This window comes from Pseudomonas sp. Pseusp21, assembly GCF_059492145.1.
Map to the genome: position 1 here is coordinate 2,877,333 of NZ_CP168520.1, position 16,263 is coordinate 2,893,595.

17 protein-coding genes are annotated in these 16,263 nt (G+C 62.1%); 4 read left to right on the forward strand and 13 right to left on the reverse strand.

All coding sequences use genetic code 11. The features are described from left to right. Nucleotides 1-80 precede the first annotated feature (80 nt). The 4 genes from ACEN93_RS13040 (at nucleotide 81) to ACEN93_RS13055 (ending at nucleotide 3,454) form a co-directional block, all read left to right on the forward strand. Nucleotides 81-686, forward strand: a complete 606-nt coding sequence (locus ACEN93_RS13040; RefSeq protein WP_039771846.1) for an LPS-assembly lipoprotein LptE — start codon at nucleotides 81-83, stop codon at nucleotides 684-686. A gap of 39 nt (nucleotides 687-725) precedes the next feature. Continuing rightward, nucleotides 726-1,763: a DNA polymerase III subunit delta gene (gene holA / locus ACEN93_RS13045; protein ID WP_039771848.1), complete on the forward strand. Its 1,038-nt coding sequence runs from the start codon at nucleotides 726-728 to the stop codon at nucleotides 1,761-1,763. A 142-nt stretch (nucleotides 1,764-1,905) separates the two neighbouring features. Then, entirely contained in the window at nucleotides 1,906-2,070 is a 165-nt protein-coding gene (gene arfA, locus ACEN93_RS13050; RefSeq protein WP_007958672.1) for an alternative ribosome rescue factor ArfA, read from the forward strand. A gap of 61 nt (nucleotides 2,071-2,131) precedes the next feature. Continuing rightward, nucleotides 2,132-3,454: a lytic murein transglycosylase gene (locus ACEN93_RS13055; protein ID WP_039771851.1), complete on the forward strand. Its 1,323-nt coding sequence runs from the start codon at nucleotides 2,132-2,134 to the stop codon at nucleotides 3,452-3,454. Nucleotides 3,455-3,505: 51 nt separating this feature from the next. Here the strand turns inward: ACEN93_RS13055 and ACEN93_RS13060 are convergent, their stop codons facing one another. From ACEN93_RS13060 to ACEN93_RS13120, 13 genes are all read right to left on the reverse strand, one after another. Continuing rightward, a complete protein-coding gene (locus tag ACEN93_RS13060) occupies nucleotides 3,506-4,453 on the reverse strand; it encodes a S66 peptidase family protein (RefSeq protein ID WP_074691579.1) in 948 nt (315 codons plus the stop codon). Between the two features lie 174 nt (nucleotides 4,454-4,627). Beyond that, entirely contained in the window at nucleotides 4,628-5,626 is a 999-nt protein-coding gene (gene lipA / locus ACEN93_RS13065) for a lipoyl synthase (protein ID WP_162130488.1), read from the reverse strand. Between the two features lie 25 nt (nucleotides 5,627-5,651). Beyond that, the gene (gene lipB, locus ACEN93_RS13070; protein WP_039771855.1) at nucleotides 5,652-6,299 is read right to left on the reverse strand and encodes a lipoyl(octanoyl) transferase LipB; all 648 of its coding nucleotides are present in this window, start codon (nucleotides 6,297-6,299) and stop codon (nucleotides 5,652-5,654) included. Continuing rightward, nucleotides 6,299-6,574 (reverse strand): DUF493 domain-containing protein, encoded by a 276-nt coding sequence (locus ACEN93_RS13075; RefSeq protein WP_011336094.1) that lies wholly within the window; start codon nucleotides 6,572-6,574, stop codon nucleotides 6,299-6,301. The genes lipB and ACEN93_RS13075 overlap by 1 nt, the downstream gene beginning before the upstream one ends. 84 nt (nucleotides 6,575-6,658) lie before the next feature. Beyond that, the gene (locus ACEN93_RS13080) at nucleotides 6,659-7,816 is read right to left on the reverse strand and encodes a D-alanyl-D-alanine carboxypeptidase family protein (RefSeq protein ID WP_011336095.1); all 1,158 of its coding nucleotides are present in this window, start codon (nucleotides 7,814-7,816) and stop codon (nucleotides 6,659-6,661) included. Nucleotides 7,817-8,141: 325 nt separating this feature from the next. Further along, nucleotides 8,142-9,149: a septal ring lytic transglycosylase RlpA family protein gene (locus ACEN93_RS13085; RefSeq protein WP_011336096.1), complete on the reverse strand. Its 1,008-nt coding sequence runs from the start codon at nucleotides 9,147-9,149 to the stop codon at nucleotides 8,142-8,144. Continuing rightward, nucleotides 9,149-10,159 carry a lytic murein transglycosylase B gene (gene mltB, locus ACEN93_RS13090; RefSeq protein WP_007958658.1) on the reverse strand — a complete coding sequence of 337 codons (1,011 nt, stop codon included), beginning with the start codon at nucleotides 10,157-10,159 and terminating at the stop codon, nucleotides 9,149-9,151. The genes ACEN93_RS13085 and mltB overlap by 1 nt, the downstream gene beginning before the upstream one ends. 17 nt (nucleotides 10,160-10,176) lie before the next feature. Continuing rightward, nucleotides 10,177-11,280, reverse strand: coding sequence for a rod shape-determining protein RodA (gene rodA / locus ACEN93_RS13095; RefSeq protein WP_050761190.1), 1,104 nt, complete (start codon nucleotides 11,278-11,280; stop codon nucleotides 10,177-10,179). Between the two features lie 31 nt (nucleotides 11,281-11,311). Further along, the gene (gene mrdA, locus ACEN93_RS13100) at nucleotides 11,312-13,207 is read right to left on the reverse strand and encodes a penicillin-binding protein 2 (RefSeq protein WP_074691583.1); all 1,896 of its coding nucleotides are present in this window, start codon (nucleotides 13,205-13,207) and stop codon (nucleotides 11,312-11,314) included. Between the two features lie 9 nt (nucleotides 13,208-13,216). Further along, a complete protein-coding gene (gene rlmH, locus ACEN93_RS13105) occupies nucleotides 13,217-13,684 on the reverse strand; it encodes a 23S rRNA (pseudouridine(1915)-N(3))-methyltransferase RlmH (RefSeq protein ID WP_009051038.1) in 468 nt (155 codons plus the stop codon). Between the two features lie 9 nt (nucleotides 13,685-13,693). Beyond that, nucleotides 13,694-14,188 carry a ribosome silencing factor gene (gene rsfS, locus ACEN93_RS13110; protein ID WP_064382180.1) on the reverse strand — a complete coding sequence of 165 codons (495 nt, stop codon included), beginning with the start codon at nucleotides 14,186-14,188 and terminating at the stop codon, nucleotides 13,694-13,696. A gap of 72 nt (nucleotides 14,189-14,260) precedes the next feature. Further along, the gene (nadD, locus tag ACEN93_RS13115; RefSeq protein ID WP_039771865.1) at nucleotides 14,261-14,983 is read right to left on the reverse strand and encodes a nicotinate-nucleotide adenylyltransferase; all 723 of its coding nucleotides are present in this window, start codon (nucleotides 14,981-14,983) and stop codon (nucleotides 14,261-14,263) included. Next, the gene (locus tag ACEN93_RS13120; protein ID WP_039771866.1) at nucleotides 14,952-16,223 is read right to left on the reverse strand and encodes a glutamate-5-semialdehyde dehydrogenase; all 1,272 of its coding nucleotides are present in this window, start codon (nucleotides 16,221-16,223) and stop codon (nucleotides 14,952-14,954) included. The genes nadD and ACEN93_RS13120 overlap by 32 nt, the downstream gene beginning before the upstream one ends. Between the last annotated feature and the right edge of the window lie 40 nt (nucleotides 16,224-16,263).

The following is a 16,263-nucleotide window of genomic DNA, read 5'->3' on the forward strand; positions in this document are numbered from 1 at the left end:
GGGCGTCAGGTGTGCCTGACGCCCAGTAAAACCTTTCGGGCCACAGAGTCGGCCCACATGGTTTCAAGGGGAGCAACACAATGATCAAACGCAATCTGCTGGTGATGGGCCTCGCCGTCCTGTTGAGCGCCTGCGGTTTCCAGCTGCGTGGTACCGGCACCAACGAACTGTCGATCAAGGAGCTCGATCTGAGCGCCCGCAACGCCTACGGCGAAACCGTGACGCAACTGCGTCAGGTGCTGGAGGCCAGCGGCGTCAAGGTCGTTTCCGGTGCGCCGTACAAGCTTTACCTGTCCGATGAGCAGGAAAGCCAGCGCATCCTCAGCTACGCGGGCGCCGGTCGTACTGGCGAATATCAGGTGAGCACCGTGCTGACCTACGATATCCGCGGCGAAAAGGACCTGTTGCTCAAAAGCGACAAGCTTGAAGTGCAGAAAGTGTTCATCCACGACGGCAACAACCTGGTGGGTTCCGACCAGGAAGCCAACGATGCACGCCGTGAAACCCGCCGCGAGCTGGTACAGCGCATGATGCTGCGTCTGCAACAGCTGACGCCGGCACAGCTGGACGCTCTGCAGCAAACCGCCAATGCCCGTGCCAAGGCAGAGGCCGACGCCCTCGAAGCGGCACAGAAGGCTGAAGCGGAAACCCCGCGTCAGTCGCCGCTCGAACTGCCGCAGCAGTAAGACGTTCGGGGCGCTCAGGCGCCCCGTTCGCCCTCTCTTATGAAGCTCGCTCCCGCCCAACTCGGCAAACACCTGCAAGGCGCTCTTGCGCCGGTCTACATCATCAGCGGCGATGACCCGCTGCTGTGTCAGGAAGCCGCCGACGCCATTCGCTCCGCTGCCCGCCAGCAAGGATTCGATGAACGCCAGGTCTTTGCCGCCGACGCCAATTTCGATTGGGGGACGTTGCTGCAGGCCGGCGCCAGCATGTCGCTGTTCGCCGAAAAACGCCTGCTGGAACTGCGCCTGCCTTCGGGCAAGCCCGGTGACAAGGGCGCTGCCGCACTCATCGAATACTGCTCGCGCCCGGCTGAAGACACGGTGCTGTTGATCAGCCTGCCGAAGCTGGACGGTAGCGCGCAGAAAACCAAGTGGGGCAAGGCGCTGGTCGAAGGTCAGCAGACCCAGTTCGTGCAGATCTGGCCGGTGGACGCCAACCAGCTGCCGAGCTGGATTCGTCAGCGCCTGTCCCAGGCCGGCTTGTCGGCCAGTCAGGACGCAGTCGAACTGATTGCCGCGCGGGTCGAAGGCAACCTGCTCGCCGCTGCGCAAGAGATCGAAAAGCTCAAGCTGATGGCCGAGGGCGGGCAGATCACCATCGAAACCGTACAGGCGGCCGTGGCCGACAGTGCGCGCTTCGACGTGTTCGGCCTGACCGATGCAGTGCTCAACGGCGAACCGGCCCACGCCCTGCGCATGCTCGAAGGGCTGCGCGGTGAAGGGGTCGAGCCGCCGGTGATCCTCTGGGCCCTGGCTCGGGAGTTACGGCTGCTGGCCAACATCTCGTTGCAATACAGCCAGGGCACACCGCTGGACAAATGCTTCAGTCAGGCCAAGCCGCCGGTCTGGGACAAGCGCAAACCGCTGATGAGCAAGGCCTTGCAACGCTACTCGGCGCAACGCTGGGCGCAGTTGCTGCTCGAAGCCCAGCGCATCGATGCGCAGATCAAGGGCCAGGCAGCCGGCTCACCGTGGATGAGCCTGAGCCGACTGGCGTTGCTGATGGCCGGTCAGCGCCTGACGTTGCCTGCCGAATGAAATCCGGGATCGCGCGCTGTGATCCCGTTTTTTTTACCGAGTCCATTTCCTACAGAACATCCCACCGTCGGTCCTATAGACAGACGCTCTGGATCGGCAGATTATCTGCCGCGCAAAACCTCACTCAATCGAGAGAATCATCATGAGTAAAAAGCCATCGAAACATGGCCACAACAAGGCCAAATCCATCGTCGCCCAACCCCTGTTCCGCAGCCGCCAGGAACGACCAACCAAGGGTAAAGGCAGCTACCGCCGCGAAGCCTTCCAGTCTGACAGCTGGGAGGCTTCTTACTTTCTGGCCGCTTGAAGCGCAGCACCCCTTCCTCATGTTAAGGTCTGCACCTGATTCGTATTCCCTGGACCCGTGCATGCCCCTCAGTCTTTCCCGTCGTTGGCCCTTTCGCCAACTGATCGCTGCCTCCAGCTTCGTATTGCTCGTCGCTTGCGCGGAAAAACCCACCGCCGCTGACGCTCAACCGCTTCAGACCGTCCCCGTTGCCACAGCCCCAGCGGTCATCCCGCCGGTAGTGCCGTCCGGTGACGATCTCGACCTGCAACCGACCCAGACCTTTGCCGAATGGCAGGCTGGTTTCCGCAAGGACGCTCTGGCCGCCGGCATTCGTGCCGACCTGTTCGACCGCGCATTCGCCAATGTCAGCTTCGATGCCAGCGTAATTCGCGCCGACCGCAGCCAGCCGGAATTCGCCCGGCCGGTCTGGGAATACCTGGATGGCGCACTGTCGCCGTTGCGCGTGCGCAAAGGCCAGGCACTGATCAGCCAGTACGCCGACATTCTGCAAAGCATCGAGCAGCGTTATGGCGTCGATCGCCAGGCGCTGGTGTCGGTGTGGGGGATGGAAAGCAACTTCGGCCAGTTCCAGGGCAGCAAGTCGGTGATCAACTCGCTGGCGACCCTGGCCTATGAAGGTCGCCGTCCGGGCTTTGCCCATGCGCAGCTGATTGCGGCGCTGCAGATCCTGCAACAGGGCGACATCACCCCGGAGAAAATGCTCGGTTCCTGGGCCGGCGCCATGGGCCAGACCCAGTTCATCCCGACCACCTACAACACCCACGCCGTGGATTTCGACGGTGACGGTCGCCGCGACATCTGGGGCAGCCCGGCTGACGCATTGGCCTCCACCGCGCATTACCTGCAAAGCTCCGGCTGGCAGCGTGGCCAGCCGTGGGGCTTCGAAGTGCAACTGCCGAGCAGTTTCAACTACACCCTGGCCGATGGCGCGATTCGCAAGAGCGTCGCTGAATGGCGGCAACTGGGCGTGATCCTGCCGAACGGCGGCCAGGTGCCGGCCGGCTCCGAGCAACTGTCCGCCGCCCTGCTGCTGCCGGCTGGCTACCGTGGCCCGGCGTTCCTGATCCTCGATAACTTCCGGGCGATCCTCAAGTACAACAATTCGTCGTCCTACGCACTGGCCGTCAGCCTGTTGTCCGAGCGCTTCAACGGCGCCGGCCTCATCAATGGCACCTGGCCAAAAGACGACCTGCCGTTGAGCCGCACCGAGCGGATCGAACTGCAAAACCTGCTGACCGCGCGAAACTACGACGCAGGCACCGCCGACGGGATCATCGGTGCCAATACGCGCAAGGCGATTCGCGCTGCGCAGCAGTCATTTGGCTGGCCGGCGGATGGTTATCCGACGCACAAGCTGCTGGAAAGCCTGCGCAACCAGTAAAAACAAAAAGACCGCCGCCTCTTCAGGCGGCGGTCTTTTTTTGCGGCTCGATCAGCGAATCACCACATCCTGTTCCAGCATCAACTCCTTCTTCCCTGCGTCCAGTCGAACCAGCGCCCCCAACGGCAGCGTCAGGTTCGGATTACAGTGCCCGCTACGCCATCCTGACAGCACCGGAATCCGCAGCGGTTCGAAGGTCTGCTTGAGCAGGCGATTCAGCGCATCGACATCCACCCCCGCAATATCCCCGACCAACACGCCGCGCAATCTGGCCAACTTGCCCGCCAGACGCATCTGGGTCAGCAAGCGGTCGATCCGGTACAGCGGCTCGTTGATGTCCTCGATGAGCAGAATCACCCCTTCGACATCGATTTCGTAAGGCGTGCCAAGAGTCGAGGCGATCATTGCCAGATTACCGCCCTGCAAACGCCCGTGGGCAATGCCGGGCTCCACGGTGGTCAACGGATAAGCCGCTGGATGACTCAGTACACTGCCGGCCTTCAACTGACCGCGCAGCATGGCGAAGAACGAGGTCACCGTCGGCGGTTCCTTGTCCCCCAGCAGATCGGCATTCAACAACGGCCCATGAAAGGTCACGAACCCGGCGTAGCGACTGATGGCCAGGTGCAGTGCGGTGATGTCGCTGTAACCGACGAAGGGCTTGGCATGACGGCTCAGCAGGTCGTAATCGATCCGATCCAGCAACCTTGGCGTGCCGTAACCACCGCGCAGGCAAATGATCGCATCGACCTCTTCGTCAGCGAACGCCGCGTGCAGATCGTTGAGCCGCACCTCGTCGCTGCCGGCCAGATAACCGTCCTTTTCATAGACGCCCGGGAACACCCGTAAGCCGTAACCCCGGGCGCGCATCCACTGAACGGCCTTTTCGGTATCCAGCGTGCCGGGGCCGGCGGGCGCAATGACGCCGATCAGCCCTTCCGACGGCAGTGCGGGCACAGACTTGTGCGGAAAAAGGGTGTGGGTCGGTCGAACGGTCATCCATGGATCTCCCTGTGTGAAGTCATGCTCACACAGTAGTCAGGAACGGCGACAAACAGAAGAGGCTCGGCTGCGCCGCAGATTGCAGGAAAAGTCAGTAACGCGTGTAGGCCGGGCAAAAAAATGCCCGCCGGGCGATAAACCCCGGCGGGCATTCTTTCATTCAGCGCTTAATCAGGAACCGAGCAGCTCGGCCTTGACCAGTTTCGCTTGCTCGTCAGCGTGGTACGAAGAACGCACCAACGGGCCGGACGCGACGTTCTTGAAGCCCATCTTGTAACCTTCCTCGGCGAACCAGGCGAAGGTGTCCGGGTGCACGAAACGCTGCACCGGCAAGTGGCTGCGGGACGGTTGCAGATACTGGCCCAGGGTCAGCATGTCGATGTCGTGTTCGCGCATGCGCTTCATGACTTCGATGACTTCGTCGTCGGTCTCGCCCAAGCCGAGCATCAGGCCGGATTTGGTCGGGATGTGCGGCATCATCTGCTTGAAGCGTTGCAGCAGGGTCAGCGACCACTGGTAGTCCGAACCCGGACGCGCAGCCTTGTACAGGCGCGGTACGGTTTCCAGGTTGTGGTTGAACACATCCGGCGGCTCGGCGGCGGTGATTTCCAGGGCGATGTCCATGCGGCCACGGTAGTCCGGAACCAGGGTCTCAAGCTGTACGTTCGGTGACAGTTTGCGGATTTCGCGGATGCAGTCGGCAAAGTGCTGGGCACCGCCGTCACGCAGGTCATCACGGTCAACCGAGGTGATCACCACGTACTTGAGTTTCAGGTCGGCGATGGCGATGGCCAGGCTTTCCGGCTCGTTGACGTCCAGTGGCTTCGGACGGCCGTGGCCAACGTCACAGAACGGGCAGCGACGGGTGCAGATGTCACCCATGATCATGAAGGTCGCGGTGCCGCCGGAGAAGCACTCGCCCAGGTTCGGGCAGGAGGCCTCTTCGCAGACGCTGTGCAGCTTGTGTTTGCGCAGCAGGCTCTTGATGCGGTCGACTTCCGGCGAAACCGGGATGCGCACGCGGATCCAGTCGGGTTTCTTCGGCAGTTCGGTGGTCGGAATGATCTTCACCGGGATGCGTGCAACCTTCTCGGCGCCGCGCAGCTTGACGCCGGCTTCAACCTTGGGACGCGGGGCCGGGCGCTCGGTCACGTCGAGCGTCGGGATCATGGTTTGCACTGCATCAGTAGTCATATCAGTCGATTCCGCCCGTCAGGGTCGTCTGCTCAGCATAGTCGAGGTGTTTGACGAGCTGCGCGCGCAGCCGGGCACTTACCTCGGCAAATTCAATCGATCCTGCGTGCTCGCTCAGCTGGGTCATCGCCAGCCCGGCGTAGCCGCAGGGATTAATCCGTCGAAACGGTTCCAGGTTCATGTCCACGTTCAGGGCCAGGCCATGAAAGGAACAACCGTGGCGAATCCGCAAACCCAGAGAAGCGATCTTCGCTCCGTCGACGTAGACGCCGGGAGCATCCGGCTTGGCCACGGCGGTCACGCCGTAGCTGGCCAGCAGTTCGATCAGGCAGCGCTCCATGCGGCTGACCAGATCGCGCACGCCGAAACCGAGTCGGCGCACATCCAGCAGCAGATAGGCTACCAGTTGGCCTGGTCCATGGTAGGTCACCTGACCGCCGCGGTCGACCTGCACCACCGGAATGTCTCCCGGCAGCAACAGGTGCTCGGCCTTGCCGGCCTGACCCTGGGTGAACACCGGCGGGTGTTCCACCAGCCAGATTTCGTCCGGGGCCGTGGTGCCACGCTCGTTGGTAAAACGCTGCATGGCCTGCCAGACCGGCTCGTAAGCCATCTGGCCAAGCTCGCGAAAGCCCAGCGTGCCGGGCATCACAGCACCATGTGCACGAAACCGGTAGCCCGCAGTTCGCTGTTGATGTTGTACAGCTGATCCTGATCGGTCGCGACGATGTGCAACTGGATGGTGGTGTACTTGCCGTTGCTGCTTTGACGCTCGTCGACACGCTCATCGTTGATCCTGGCGTGTTTCTTGACGATGTCGATGATCTTGTCTTTGTTGCCGACGCCCGTATCGCTGATCACCTTAACCGGATAATCAACCTGGGGAAATTCGATCTTTGGCGCCTTTACTTCGGTATCGGTCATGGCGTAACGGCCTCGTAAGCGTAAGCCCGGTAACGAACAAGGCCCCGCTCCGGATCGGAACGGGGCCATGCAGGTCAACTCAAATCAGTTGAACAAGCCGTAGAAGAATAGACGGATGCTATCCCACATGCGGCGGAAGATACCACCCTCCTCGACAGCGTCCAGGGCGATCAGGTCGGCGCTGTGCACCACCTTGTCGTCCAGTTTCACTTCGACTTTACCGATCACGTCGCCCTTGGCGATTGGCGCGGTCAGTTGCGGGTTCATGGTCATGCTGGCAGCGAGCTTCTTCAGCTGGCCTTTCGGCAGGGTCATGGTCAGGTCCTGAGCCAGACCGGCCTTGACCTGGCTGGTAGTGCCTTTCCACACCGGGGCCTGAGCCAGTTCGGTGCCCTTCTGGTAGAAGGTCTGGGTTTCGAAGAAGCGGAAACCGTAGGTCAGCAGCTTCTGGGTCTCGGCGGCACGAGCCACTTCACTGTTGGTGCCGAACACCACGGCGATCAGGCGCATGCCGTCACGTACGGCCGAGGACACCATGCAGTAGCCGGCTTCGTCGGTGTGACCGGTTTTCAGACCGTCGACGGTCTTGTCGCGCCACAGCAGCAGGTTGCGGTTAGGCTGTTTGATGCCGTTCCAGAAGAATTCTTTCTGCGAGTAGATCGCGTAGTGAGCCGGGTCTTCGTGGATGATCGCGCGCGCCAGGATCGCCATGTCGTGAGCCGACGAGTAGTGCTCGGGGTTCGGCAGACCGGTCGGGTTCATGAAGTGGGTATTGGTCATGCCCAGATCGGCGACGGTCTTGTTCATCAGGTCGGCGAAGGCGTCTTCGCTGCCGGCGATGTGTTCAGCCACCGCGACGCTGGCGTCGTTGCCGGACTGGATGATGATGCCGTGCAGCAGGTCGCTGACAGTGACCTGCGAGCCGACCTTGATGAACATCCGCGAACCGCCGGTGCGCCAGGCGTTTTCGCTGACGGTCACCGGGTCGTTTTCACCGATCTGGCCGCGACGGATTTCCAGCGTGGCGATGTACGCGGTCATCAGCTTGGTCAGGCTGGCCGGCGGCAGACGCTGGTCACCGTTGTTCTCCACCAGCACGTTGCCGCTGTTGGCATCCATGAGCACGTAGGATTTGGCGGCCAGTTGTGGTGGCGACGGCATCATCTCGGCCGCGAAGGCGGCTGGCGAGAGGAGCAGCGGGACTAGCAGACACAGGCGTTTGGCAAAGGTGGTGATGTTCATCCGTCTCTCGAAATCGCTAATGGAAACTGTCCTAGCGGACAAAATTTAATCAGATGTCTTTCAGGCTTTGCCCGAAACCTGCCTGCGCGACGATCATGCTGCGTTAAAAACAGATTCGGAATGCTCATGTAGGTCCCCTACACTCCGCTTCCTCACCTGTTTTTGCCTTGCCTGATCGCCGCTCGGCGAGCTTTCGAGCAAACCCTACGAGCATCGCGTGTTCAGTTGCTCACTCCAGTCACCCTTGCCGGGCTTTTGTTCTTCGACGAGCCAACAACCTGGTTCACCCCCCAATCGCTGGTGAACCGTCAATCAAGTCCTACGTTTACTCGGTGACCACACTTGGCGAACCGAGGTTGGCCAGGCGCACGCTGTTCTGTACCTGGGCAATTTCACCCGGCGAACCGATCGGTCCCAGGCGAACCCGGTGCAGGGTCTGCTGATTGCGCACGATCGAGCTGATGAACACCGGAGCGCTCACCATCCCGCTGAGCTTCGACCTCAGGAGTTCTGCAGCGTCCGGGTTGGCGAACGCGCCCACCTGCAGATACTGGCCAGACGCTGGTGCAGAAGCGTTTTTTTTTGCATCGAGCTGGACTGGCACGACGGCCGCGGCGTGCTGCTGCGGCGGCGGAGTCCATTGCTCGACGGTGCCGGCCGAGGCCGTGATCACCGGGGCGCTATTCTGCGCGACTTGCGGCTCGTTGAGCATCAAAGGCGCCGGACGGCCCTTGGCGGCCCACCATTGCTGCGGGTCGATGCCTTCGACCTTGACCCGCGCGGTGCCGATTTCGGCATAACCGAGTTTCTTGGCGGCGGCGTAGGACAGGTCAATGATCCGGTCCGAGTAGAACGGCCCGCGGTCATTGACCCGCAGGATCACGCTCTTGTTGTTGTCCAGGTTGGTCACCCGAACGTAACTCGGCAGCGGTAATGTCTTGTGGGCGGCACTCATGCCGTACAGATCGTAGACCTCGCCGTTGGCGGTGTTCTGACCGTGGAACTTGGTGCCGTACCAGGACGCAGTGCCGGAGGCCACGTAAGTCTTGGATTCCTGCAACGGGAAGTAGGTCTTGCCCAGCACGGTGTACGGGTTGGCCTTGTACGGGCCGGTGTGCAGGGTCGGCGTGGCGTCCGGGATACGCGACACATCGACATCCCACCACGGCGCGCCATCCTTGTGGGCCCGGTTGATGTCCAGGCCCGGCTGCGAACGTACGGCGGTGGTCGGCTTCTGGCTCGGCGAACGGCTGGTCGAGCAACTGGCGACCAGCACCGCCAACGCAGCGAAAGCCACCAGCTTCAGGGGTTTATTGATAGGCAATGCCCGCATTACTTGACGCCCCGTGCTTGTACCAGCTGTTCAGACAGTTGATGTACGGCCATGGCGTACATCACGCTGCGGTTATAACGCGTGATTGCGTAGAAATTCTTCAAGCCCATCCAGTATTCCGGGCCGTTGTCGCCTTCCAGGCGGAATGCGGTGACCGGCATGTCATCGCGCAGCGCATCATGACTCGACCAGCCCAGCGCTCGCAACTCCCCGACGGTTTTCGTCGGTTCGATGCCAGTGGTCAGGCCTTCATCCACCTGCTCGCCACGGACATCCGCGCGGCTGACTACCGGCTCACCGGCGACCCAGCCGTGACGCTTGAAATAGCTGGCGACGCTGCCGATCGCATCATCCGGGTTGTTCCAGATATTGATGTGGCCGTCGCCGTCGAAATCCACCGCGTAGGCGCGAAAGCTGCTCGGCATGAACTGCGGCAAACCCATCGCCCCGGCATAGGAACCCTTGAGGGTCAGCGGGTCGACCTGCTCTTCCCGGGCCAGCAGCAGGAACTCACGAAGCTCCTTGCGGAAAAATTCGGCACGGGGAGGATAGTCGAAACCCAGCGTGGACAAGGCATCGATCACCCGGTAATTGCCGGTATTACGTCCGAAAAAGGTCTCAACGCCGATGATCGACACGATCACCTGGGCTGGAACACCGTATTCCTGCTCGGCGCGGGCCAGGGTGGCCTCGTGCTGGCGCCAGAAGTCCACACCGCGGGCGATGCGCGCGTCGGTGATGAACATCGGCCGGTATTCTTTCCACTGCTTGACCCGTTCGGCGGGTTTGGAAATGGCGTCGAGAATCGCCTGCTTGCGCTGGGCTTCGCGGAACACGGCCATCAGCTGTTCGCCGGCAAAACCGTAGTCGCGGGTCATTTCACCGACGAATTCGGCCACCTGGGGCGAGCCTTCGTAATCGCCGGCCAACGCTTCCTGCGCGCTGCCAAGGATGCCTACCAGGCCGAGCCACGGTGCGTATCGTGTCGCCCAGTCACGCATTACTTGCATTGAACTCTTCACCTTATTCAAACCTGTGCGATCCACTTGCGATGGGTATGGATCGACATCAAAACCCCAAACGCTGACAGCAGCGTCACCAGCGAAGTTCCGCCGTAGCTAATGAACGGCAACGGCACCCCCACCACCGGCAACAGGCCACTGACCATACCGATGTTGACGAAAACGTAAACAAAAAACGTCATGGTCAGAGCGCCGGCCAGCAATTTGCCGAACAGCGTCTGCGCCTGGGCGGTAATCACCAGGCCGCGACCGATCAGCAACAGATAGATCAGCAACAGCGCGCAAATGCCCACCAGGCCGAATTCTTCGCCGAGTACCGCGATGATGAAGTCGGTGTGGCTTTCCGGCAGGAAGTCCAGGTGCGACTGGGTGCCCAGCAGCCAGCCCTTGCCGAACACGCCGCCGGAACCGATGGCGGCTTTCGACTGAATGATGTTCCAGCCGGTACCCAGCGGATCGCTTTCCGGGTCGAGGAACGTCAGGATCCGCTGCTTCTGGTAGTCGTGCATGATGAAGAACCACATCGCAACCGACACCGGAATCGCCGCCGCCAGTACGCTGAGAATCCAGCGCCAGCGCAGCCCGCCCATGAACAAGACGAAGGCGCCACCGGCCAGAATCAGCAGCGAAGTGCCCAGATCCGGCTGACGCACGATCAGGGCGAACGGCACGCCGATCAGCAGCAGACTGATGCCGACGTGCTTGAGCTGCGGCGGCAGCGTGCGCTTGGACAGGTACCAGGCGATGGTCGCCGGCATCAGGATCTTCATGAATTCCGAGGGCTGGAAGCGGATCACCCCGGGGATGTTGATCCAGCGGGTCGCGCCCATGGCGTTGTGGCCCATGATGTCCACCACCATCAGCAGTACCACCCCGATCACGTAGCCGAGCGGCACCCAGCGCGCCATGAACCTTGGCTCGAACTGGGCGATGACGATCATCGACACCAGGCCGATACCGAACGACGTGGCCTGTTTGGCCAACAGGTCCCAGCTCTTGCCGCTGGCCGAATACAGTACGAACAGGCTGCCGGCGGCCAGGATCAACAACAGCACCAGCAACGGGCCGTCGATATGCAAACGTTGCAGCAGCGTCGCCCGGCGACGCATCACATCCTCGCTGGAGAGCATGCGATCGAAATTATTCATCACGGGCCGTAGCCTCCGCACTGATAGGGCTGGCGTATTCGGCCTTCAACCGTCCGTCCTGATCCAGCAGCCAGGCATCCATGACCTGGCGCACCACCGGTGCCGCGACGCCGGAACCGGACTCACCGTTCTCGACCATCACTGACACCACGATTTTCGGGTCATCCGCCGGCGCGAAACCGACGAACAGGGCATGGTCACGGTGGCGCTCCTGAACCTTGGAGCGGTCGTACTTCTCGCCTTGCTTGATCGCCACGACCTGTGCCGTACCCGACTTGCCGGCGATCCGGTATTGCGCGCCGATCGAGGCCTTGCGCGCGGTGCCACGGGCACCGTGCATCACCTGCTGCATGCCGTGGTTGACCTTGTTCCAGTCCGACGGATCGCGAAGGATGATGTCCGGCATCGGATTTTCATCCTTGGGCTTCTCGCCTTCGATGGTCCTGGCGAGGTGCGGGCGGTTCCACACACCCTTGTTGGCCACCAGCGCCGTGGCCTGGGCCAGTTGCAGCGGGGTCGATTGCATGTAGCCCTGGCCGATCCCGAGAATCAGGGTTTCGCCGGGGAACCACGCCTGACGCCGGGTCGCGCGTTTCCACTCGCGGGACGGCATCAGGCCGGGGGACTCTTCGAACATGTCCAGCGAGACCTTCTGGCCGATGCCGAACTTGTTCATATAGGCCGACAACCGATCGATGCCCAGCTTGTGCGCCAGATCATAGAAGTAGGTGTCGTTGGACCGCATGATCGCCGTATCGAGGTCGACGAAGCCGTCCCCGGTGCGGTTCCAGTTGCGGTACTTGTGATCGTAGTTGGGCAGCATGTAGTAACCGGGGTCGAACACCCGGCTCGACGCCGTCACCACGCCCGCATCGAGACCGGCAATCGCCACCGCCGGCTTGATCGTCGAGCCCGGCGGGTACAGACCGCGCAATACACGGTTGAACAGCGGCCGGTCGATGGAATCACGCAGCTCGGCGTAAGCCTTGAAGCTGATGCCGGTGACGAACAGGTTCGGGTCGAAGCTCGGCTGACTGACCATCGCCAGCACTTCGCCGGTTTTCGGATCGAGCGCCACCACCGCGCCACGCCGACCGCCCAGCGCGGCCTCGGCAGCTTCCTGCAATTTGATGTCGAGGCTCAGGACAATGTCCTTGCCCGGCACCGGATCGGTCCGTTTGAGCACGCGCAGGACGCGCCCACGGGCGTTGGTCTCGACCTCTTCGTAACCCACCTGGCCGTGCAGCTCGGCTTCGTAAAAGCGCTCGATGCCGGTCTTGCCGATGTGGTGGGTGCCGCTGTAGTTGACCGGATCGAGGGTCTTCAGCTCTTTCTCGTTGATCCGCCCCATGTAACCCACCGAGTGCGCGAAATGCGCGCCCTGCGGGTAGTGACGCACCAACTGCGCGACCACCTCGACGCCCGGCAGACGGAACTGGTTCACCGCGATCCGGGCGATCTGCTCTTCGGTCAGTTCGAACAGGATCGGCACCGGCTCGAACGGCCGGCGGCCCTGGCGCATGCGTTTCTCGAAGATCACCCGGTCTTCAGGCGTCAGCTGCAAGACCTCGACGATCACGTCGAGCACCTGCTGCCAGTCGCCGGAGCGCTCGCGGGTCATGCTCAGGCTGAAGCTCGGACGGTTGTCCGCCACCACCACGCCGTTGCGGTCGAAAATCAGGCCACGGGTCGGCGGGATCGGCTGAACGTGAACCCGGTTGTTTTCCGACAGGGTCGAGTGATATTCGTACTGAATCACCTGCAGGTAATACAGGCGCGCAATCAGCACGCAGATCAGCGCCACCACCGCAATTGCGCCGAACACGACGCGACCACGCACCAGACGGGCGTCTTTTTCGTGGTCCTTGATGCGGATCGGCTGAGACATGAGGGCGGATTACTTGTGGTAAGGGTGGCCGGACAGCACGGTCCAGGCACGATACAACTGCTCGCCGATGAGGATGCGCACCAGCGGGTGCGGCAGCGTCAGCGGCGACAACGACCAGCGCTGATCCGCGCGGGCACAGACTTCCGGTGCCAACCCTTCCGGGCCACCGACCATGAAATTGACCGTGCGCGAGTCCAGGCGCCAGCGATCGAGTTCGACCGCCAGTTGCTCGGTGCTCCACGGCTTGCCATGAACCTCGAGGGTGACGATCCGCTCGTTCTGCCCGACCTTGGCCAGCATGGCTTCGCCTTCCTGACGGATGAAGCGGGCCACGTCGGCGTTCTTGCCACGGGTATTGAGCGGAATTTCCACCAGTTCCAGCGCCAGCTCGGATGGAAGACGCTTGGCATACTCATGCCAGCCTTCTTCCACCCACTTGGGCATGCGTGAACCGACGGCGATCAGTCGCAGTCGCACAGCAATCCCTTACAGCTGGTCTTTGTTGAGCTTGGTGAAATGCTCGTGGGTGTTTTCCGGGCTGTGGTGCTTGGCGTCCGCCGCACGGCTCTGCTCGGCACCGGCCCACAGGCGTTCCAGGTCGTAGAACTGACGTGCCGAGGCAGTCATCATGTGCACGATCACCAGGTCCAGGTCCAGCAGCACCCAGTCGCTGTCGCCCTTGCCTTCTTCGCCCAGCGGCCTGGCGCCCTGCTTTTTCACTTCTTCGCGAACCTTGTCCAGCATCGCGTTGATCTGGCGGTTGGAGGTACCGGTGGCGATGATCATGTAGTCGGTGATGCTCTGCTTGTCGCGCACATCAATGATCTGGATGTCCTGGGCCTTGACGTCTTCCAGGGCTGCAACGGCCACCTTGACCAGTTCGTCGCCCTTCAGCGGTTCGTTGGTGTTGACCGGTTCTGGCAGCGGGGCGCTCTTGAATGTGCCTTTGCGCTTTACTTTGGTTTGGTCTTTGTCAGTCATATAAAACTCGTTTTGCTCATATTTTCGGCGGCTTGGCGACACGTGGATTCGTATCAGTGAAGCACGCCTTGTTCAGTTCGACGCACGGTACAGACCGTGCGCATCGATGTAGGCCAGGACCGCGTCGGGCACCAGGAAACGTACCGACTTACCGCTGGCCAGCAGTTGACGGATCTGGGTGGCGGAAACCGCGAGCGGTGTCTGCCAGACGAATGCAATCTGTCCGCTCGGCCCCTTCAGGGCCAGCGGGTCGCTCACCGAACGCGCTGCCAGCAGGTTGCGCAAGGCATCCGGCGGTTCGCTGTCGGCGTCCGGGCGCTGTAGCACCAGGATGTGGCAATGCTGGAGCAACTCTTCCCAGCGGTGCCAAGTGGGCAGGCCGCAAAACGCGTCCCAGCCCAGAAGCAGAAAAACCTGGGTCTCGGCGGCCATTTCGGCACGCAGCGACTCCAGGGTATCGATGGTCCAGGACGGTTTGTCCCGCTGCAATTCGCGGGCGTCCACCACCAGCGGCGGCACACCGGCCACCGCACATTCAACCATTGCCAGCCGGTCCTGCGCCGACACCTGCGGCGTATCGCGGTGTGGCGGCCGGGCGCTGGGCATCATGCGCAGCTCATCGAGCCCCAGCGCTTCGGCGACTTCCAGCGCGCCACGCAAATGGCCGACGTGCACCGGGTCGAACGTCCCGCCCAGTACGCCAATGCGCCGGGGACGGGACCTCTTGCCGGGTTTCGGCGCTTTCAGGTCGAGGTCGGACAAGTCAGACCGTCGCCTGGCCGCGCAACTGGCCATCACCGACCACGATGTACTTCTCGCAGGTCAGTCCTTCCAGGCCCACCGGGCCACGGGCGTGCAGCTTATCAGTAGAAATGCCGATCTCGGCACCCAATCCGTATTCGAATCCGTCGGCGAAGCAGGTCGGGGTGTTGATCATCACCGACGCCGAGTCGACCTGAGCCACGAACTGGCGGGTGTCGGCGAGGTTTTCACTGACGATCGAGTCGGTGTGGTGGGAGCCGAAATGGTTGATGTGTTCGATGGCCTGATCCAGACCATCCACCACGCGGATCGACAGGATCGGCGCCAGGTACTCGGTGCTCCAGTCTTCTTCGGTCGCCGCTACGGCTTCGATGATCGCCCGGGTGCGTTCACACCCCCGCAGCTCGACGCCCTTTTCGCGGAACTGTTTGGCCATCGACGGCAGGAAATCCTTCGCAACACGTTGATCGACCAGCAAGGTCTCCATCGCACCACAAATGCCATAGCGATAGGTCTTGGCATTGAAGGCAATGCGCTGGGCTTTCGGCAAGTCGGCGTGTTCGCTGACATAGACGTGGCAGATGCCGTCCAGGTGCTTGATCACCGGCACCCGGGCGTCACGGCTGATGCGCTCGATCAGGCCACGGCCACCGCGCGGTACGATCACGTCGACGTATTCGGGCATGGTGATCAGCGCGCCAACGGCGGCGCGGTCGGTGGTTTCCACCACTTGCACCACGGCGGCCGGCAGTTCGGCTTCGGCCAGACCGCGCTGGATGCAAGCGGCAATCGCGCGGTTGGAATGAATCGCTTCGGAACCGCCGCGCAGGATCGTCGCGTTGCCGGACTTCAGGCACAGACTGGCGGCATCAATGGTCACGTTGGGACGGGATTCGTAGATGATCCCGATCACGCCCAGCGGGACACGCATCTTGCCGACCTGAATGCCCGACGGACGGAAGCTCATGTCACGGATCGCACCGACCGGATCCGGCAGTGCTGCGACCTGACGCAGACCGACGATCATGCCGTCGATGCGTGCCGGGGTCAGCTCCAGACGTTCCAGCAATGCCGGTTCCAGACCGTTGGCGCGACCGGCGGCCAGATCCTGTTCATTGGCTGCCGCAAGCTCGGCGCGGGCGGCATCCAGGGCATTGGCGGCAGCCAGCAGGGCGCGGTTTTTCTGCGCGGTGCTGGCACGGCCGATGACGCGGGAAGCTTCGCGGGCGGCGCGACCCAATCGGGTCATGTAGTCAAGAACGGACTCAGTCATGGTCTGCTGGGGTCTTGGCAAAGAGGAAAGCGGCAGATTA

What these genes read in the sequence shown, in the direction of transcription:
- ACEN93_RS13040 (WP_039771846.1), top strand. Translation starts at nt 81, where the DNA reads ATGATCAAACGCAATCTGCTGGTGATGGGCCTCGCCGTCCTGTTGAGC.
- holA (WP_039771848.1), top strand. Translation starts at nt 726, where the DNA reads ATGAAGCTCGCTCCCGCCCAACTCGGCAAACACCTGCAAGGCGCTCTT.
- arfA (WP_007958672.1), top strand. Translation starts at nt 1,906, where the DNA reads ATGAGTAAAAAGCCATCGAAACATGGCCACAACAAGGCCAAATCCATC.
- ACEN93_RS13055 (WP_039771851.1), top strand. Translation starts at nt 2,132, where the DNA reads ATGCCCCTCAGTCTTTCCCGTCGTTGGCCCTTTCGCCAACTGATCGCT.
- ACEN93_RS13060 (WP_074691579.1), bottom strand. Translation starts at nt 4,453, where the DNA reads ATGACCGTTCGACCGACCCACACCCTTTTTCCGCACAAGTCTGTGCCC.
- lipA (WP_162130488.1), bottom strand. Translation starts at nt 5,626, where the DNA reads ATGATCCCGACGCTCGACGTGACCGAGCGCCCGGCCCCGCGTCCCAAG.
- lipB (WP_039771855.1), bottom strand. Translation starts at nt 6,299, where the DNA reads ATGCCCGGCACGCTGGGCTTTCGCGAGCTTGGCCAGATGGCTTACGAG.
- ACEN93_RS13075 (WP_011336094.1), bottom strand. Translation starts at nt 6,574, where the DNA reads ATGACCGATACCGAAGTAAAGGCGCCAAAGATCGAATTTCCCCAGGTT.
- ACEN93_RS13080 (WP_011336095.1), bottom strand. Translation starts at nt 7,816, where the DNA reads ATGAACATCACCACCTTTGCCAAACGCCTGTGTCTGCTAGTCCCGCTG.
- ACEN93_RS13085 (WP_011336096.1), bottom strand. Translation starts at nt 9,149, where the DNA reads ATGCGGGCATTGCCTATCAATAAACCCCTGAAGCTGGTGGCTTTCGCT.
- mltB (WP_007958658.1), bottom strand. Translation starts at nt 10,159, where the DNA reads ATGCAAGTAATGCGTGACTGGGCGACACGATACGCACCGTGGCTCGGC.
- rodA (WP_050761190.1), bottom strand. Translation starts at nt 11,280, where the DNA reads ATGCGTCGCCGGGCGACGCTGCTGCAACGTTTGCATATCGACGGCCCG.
- mrdA (WP_074691583.1), bottom strand. Translation starts at nt 13,207, where the DNA reads ATGTCTCAGCCGATCCGCATCAAGGACCACGAAAAAGACGCCCGTCTG.
- rsfS (WP_064382180.1), bottom strand. Translation starts at nt 14,188, where the DNA reads ATGACTGACAAAGACCAAACCAAAGTAAAGCGCAAAGGCACATTCAAG.
- nadD (WP_039771865.1), bottom strand. Translation starts at nt 14,983, where the DNA reads ATGGCCAGTTGCGCGGCCAGGCGACGGTCTGACTTGTCCGACCTCGAC.
- ACEN93_RS13120 (WP_039771866.1), bottom strand. Translation starts at nt 16,223, where the DNA reads ATGACTGAGTCCGTTCTTGACTACATGACCCGATTGGGTCGCGCCGCC.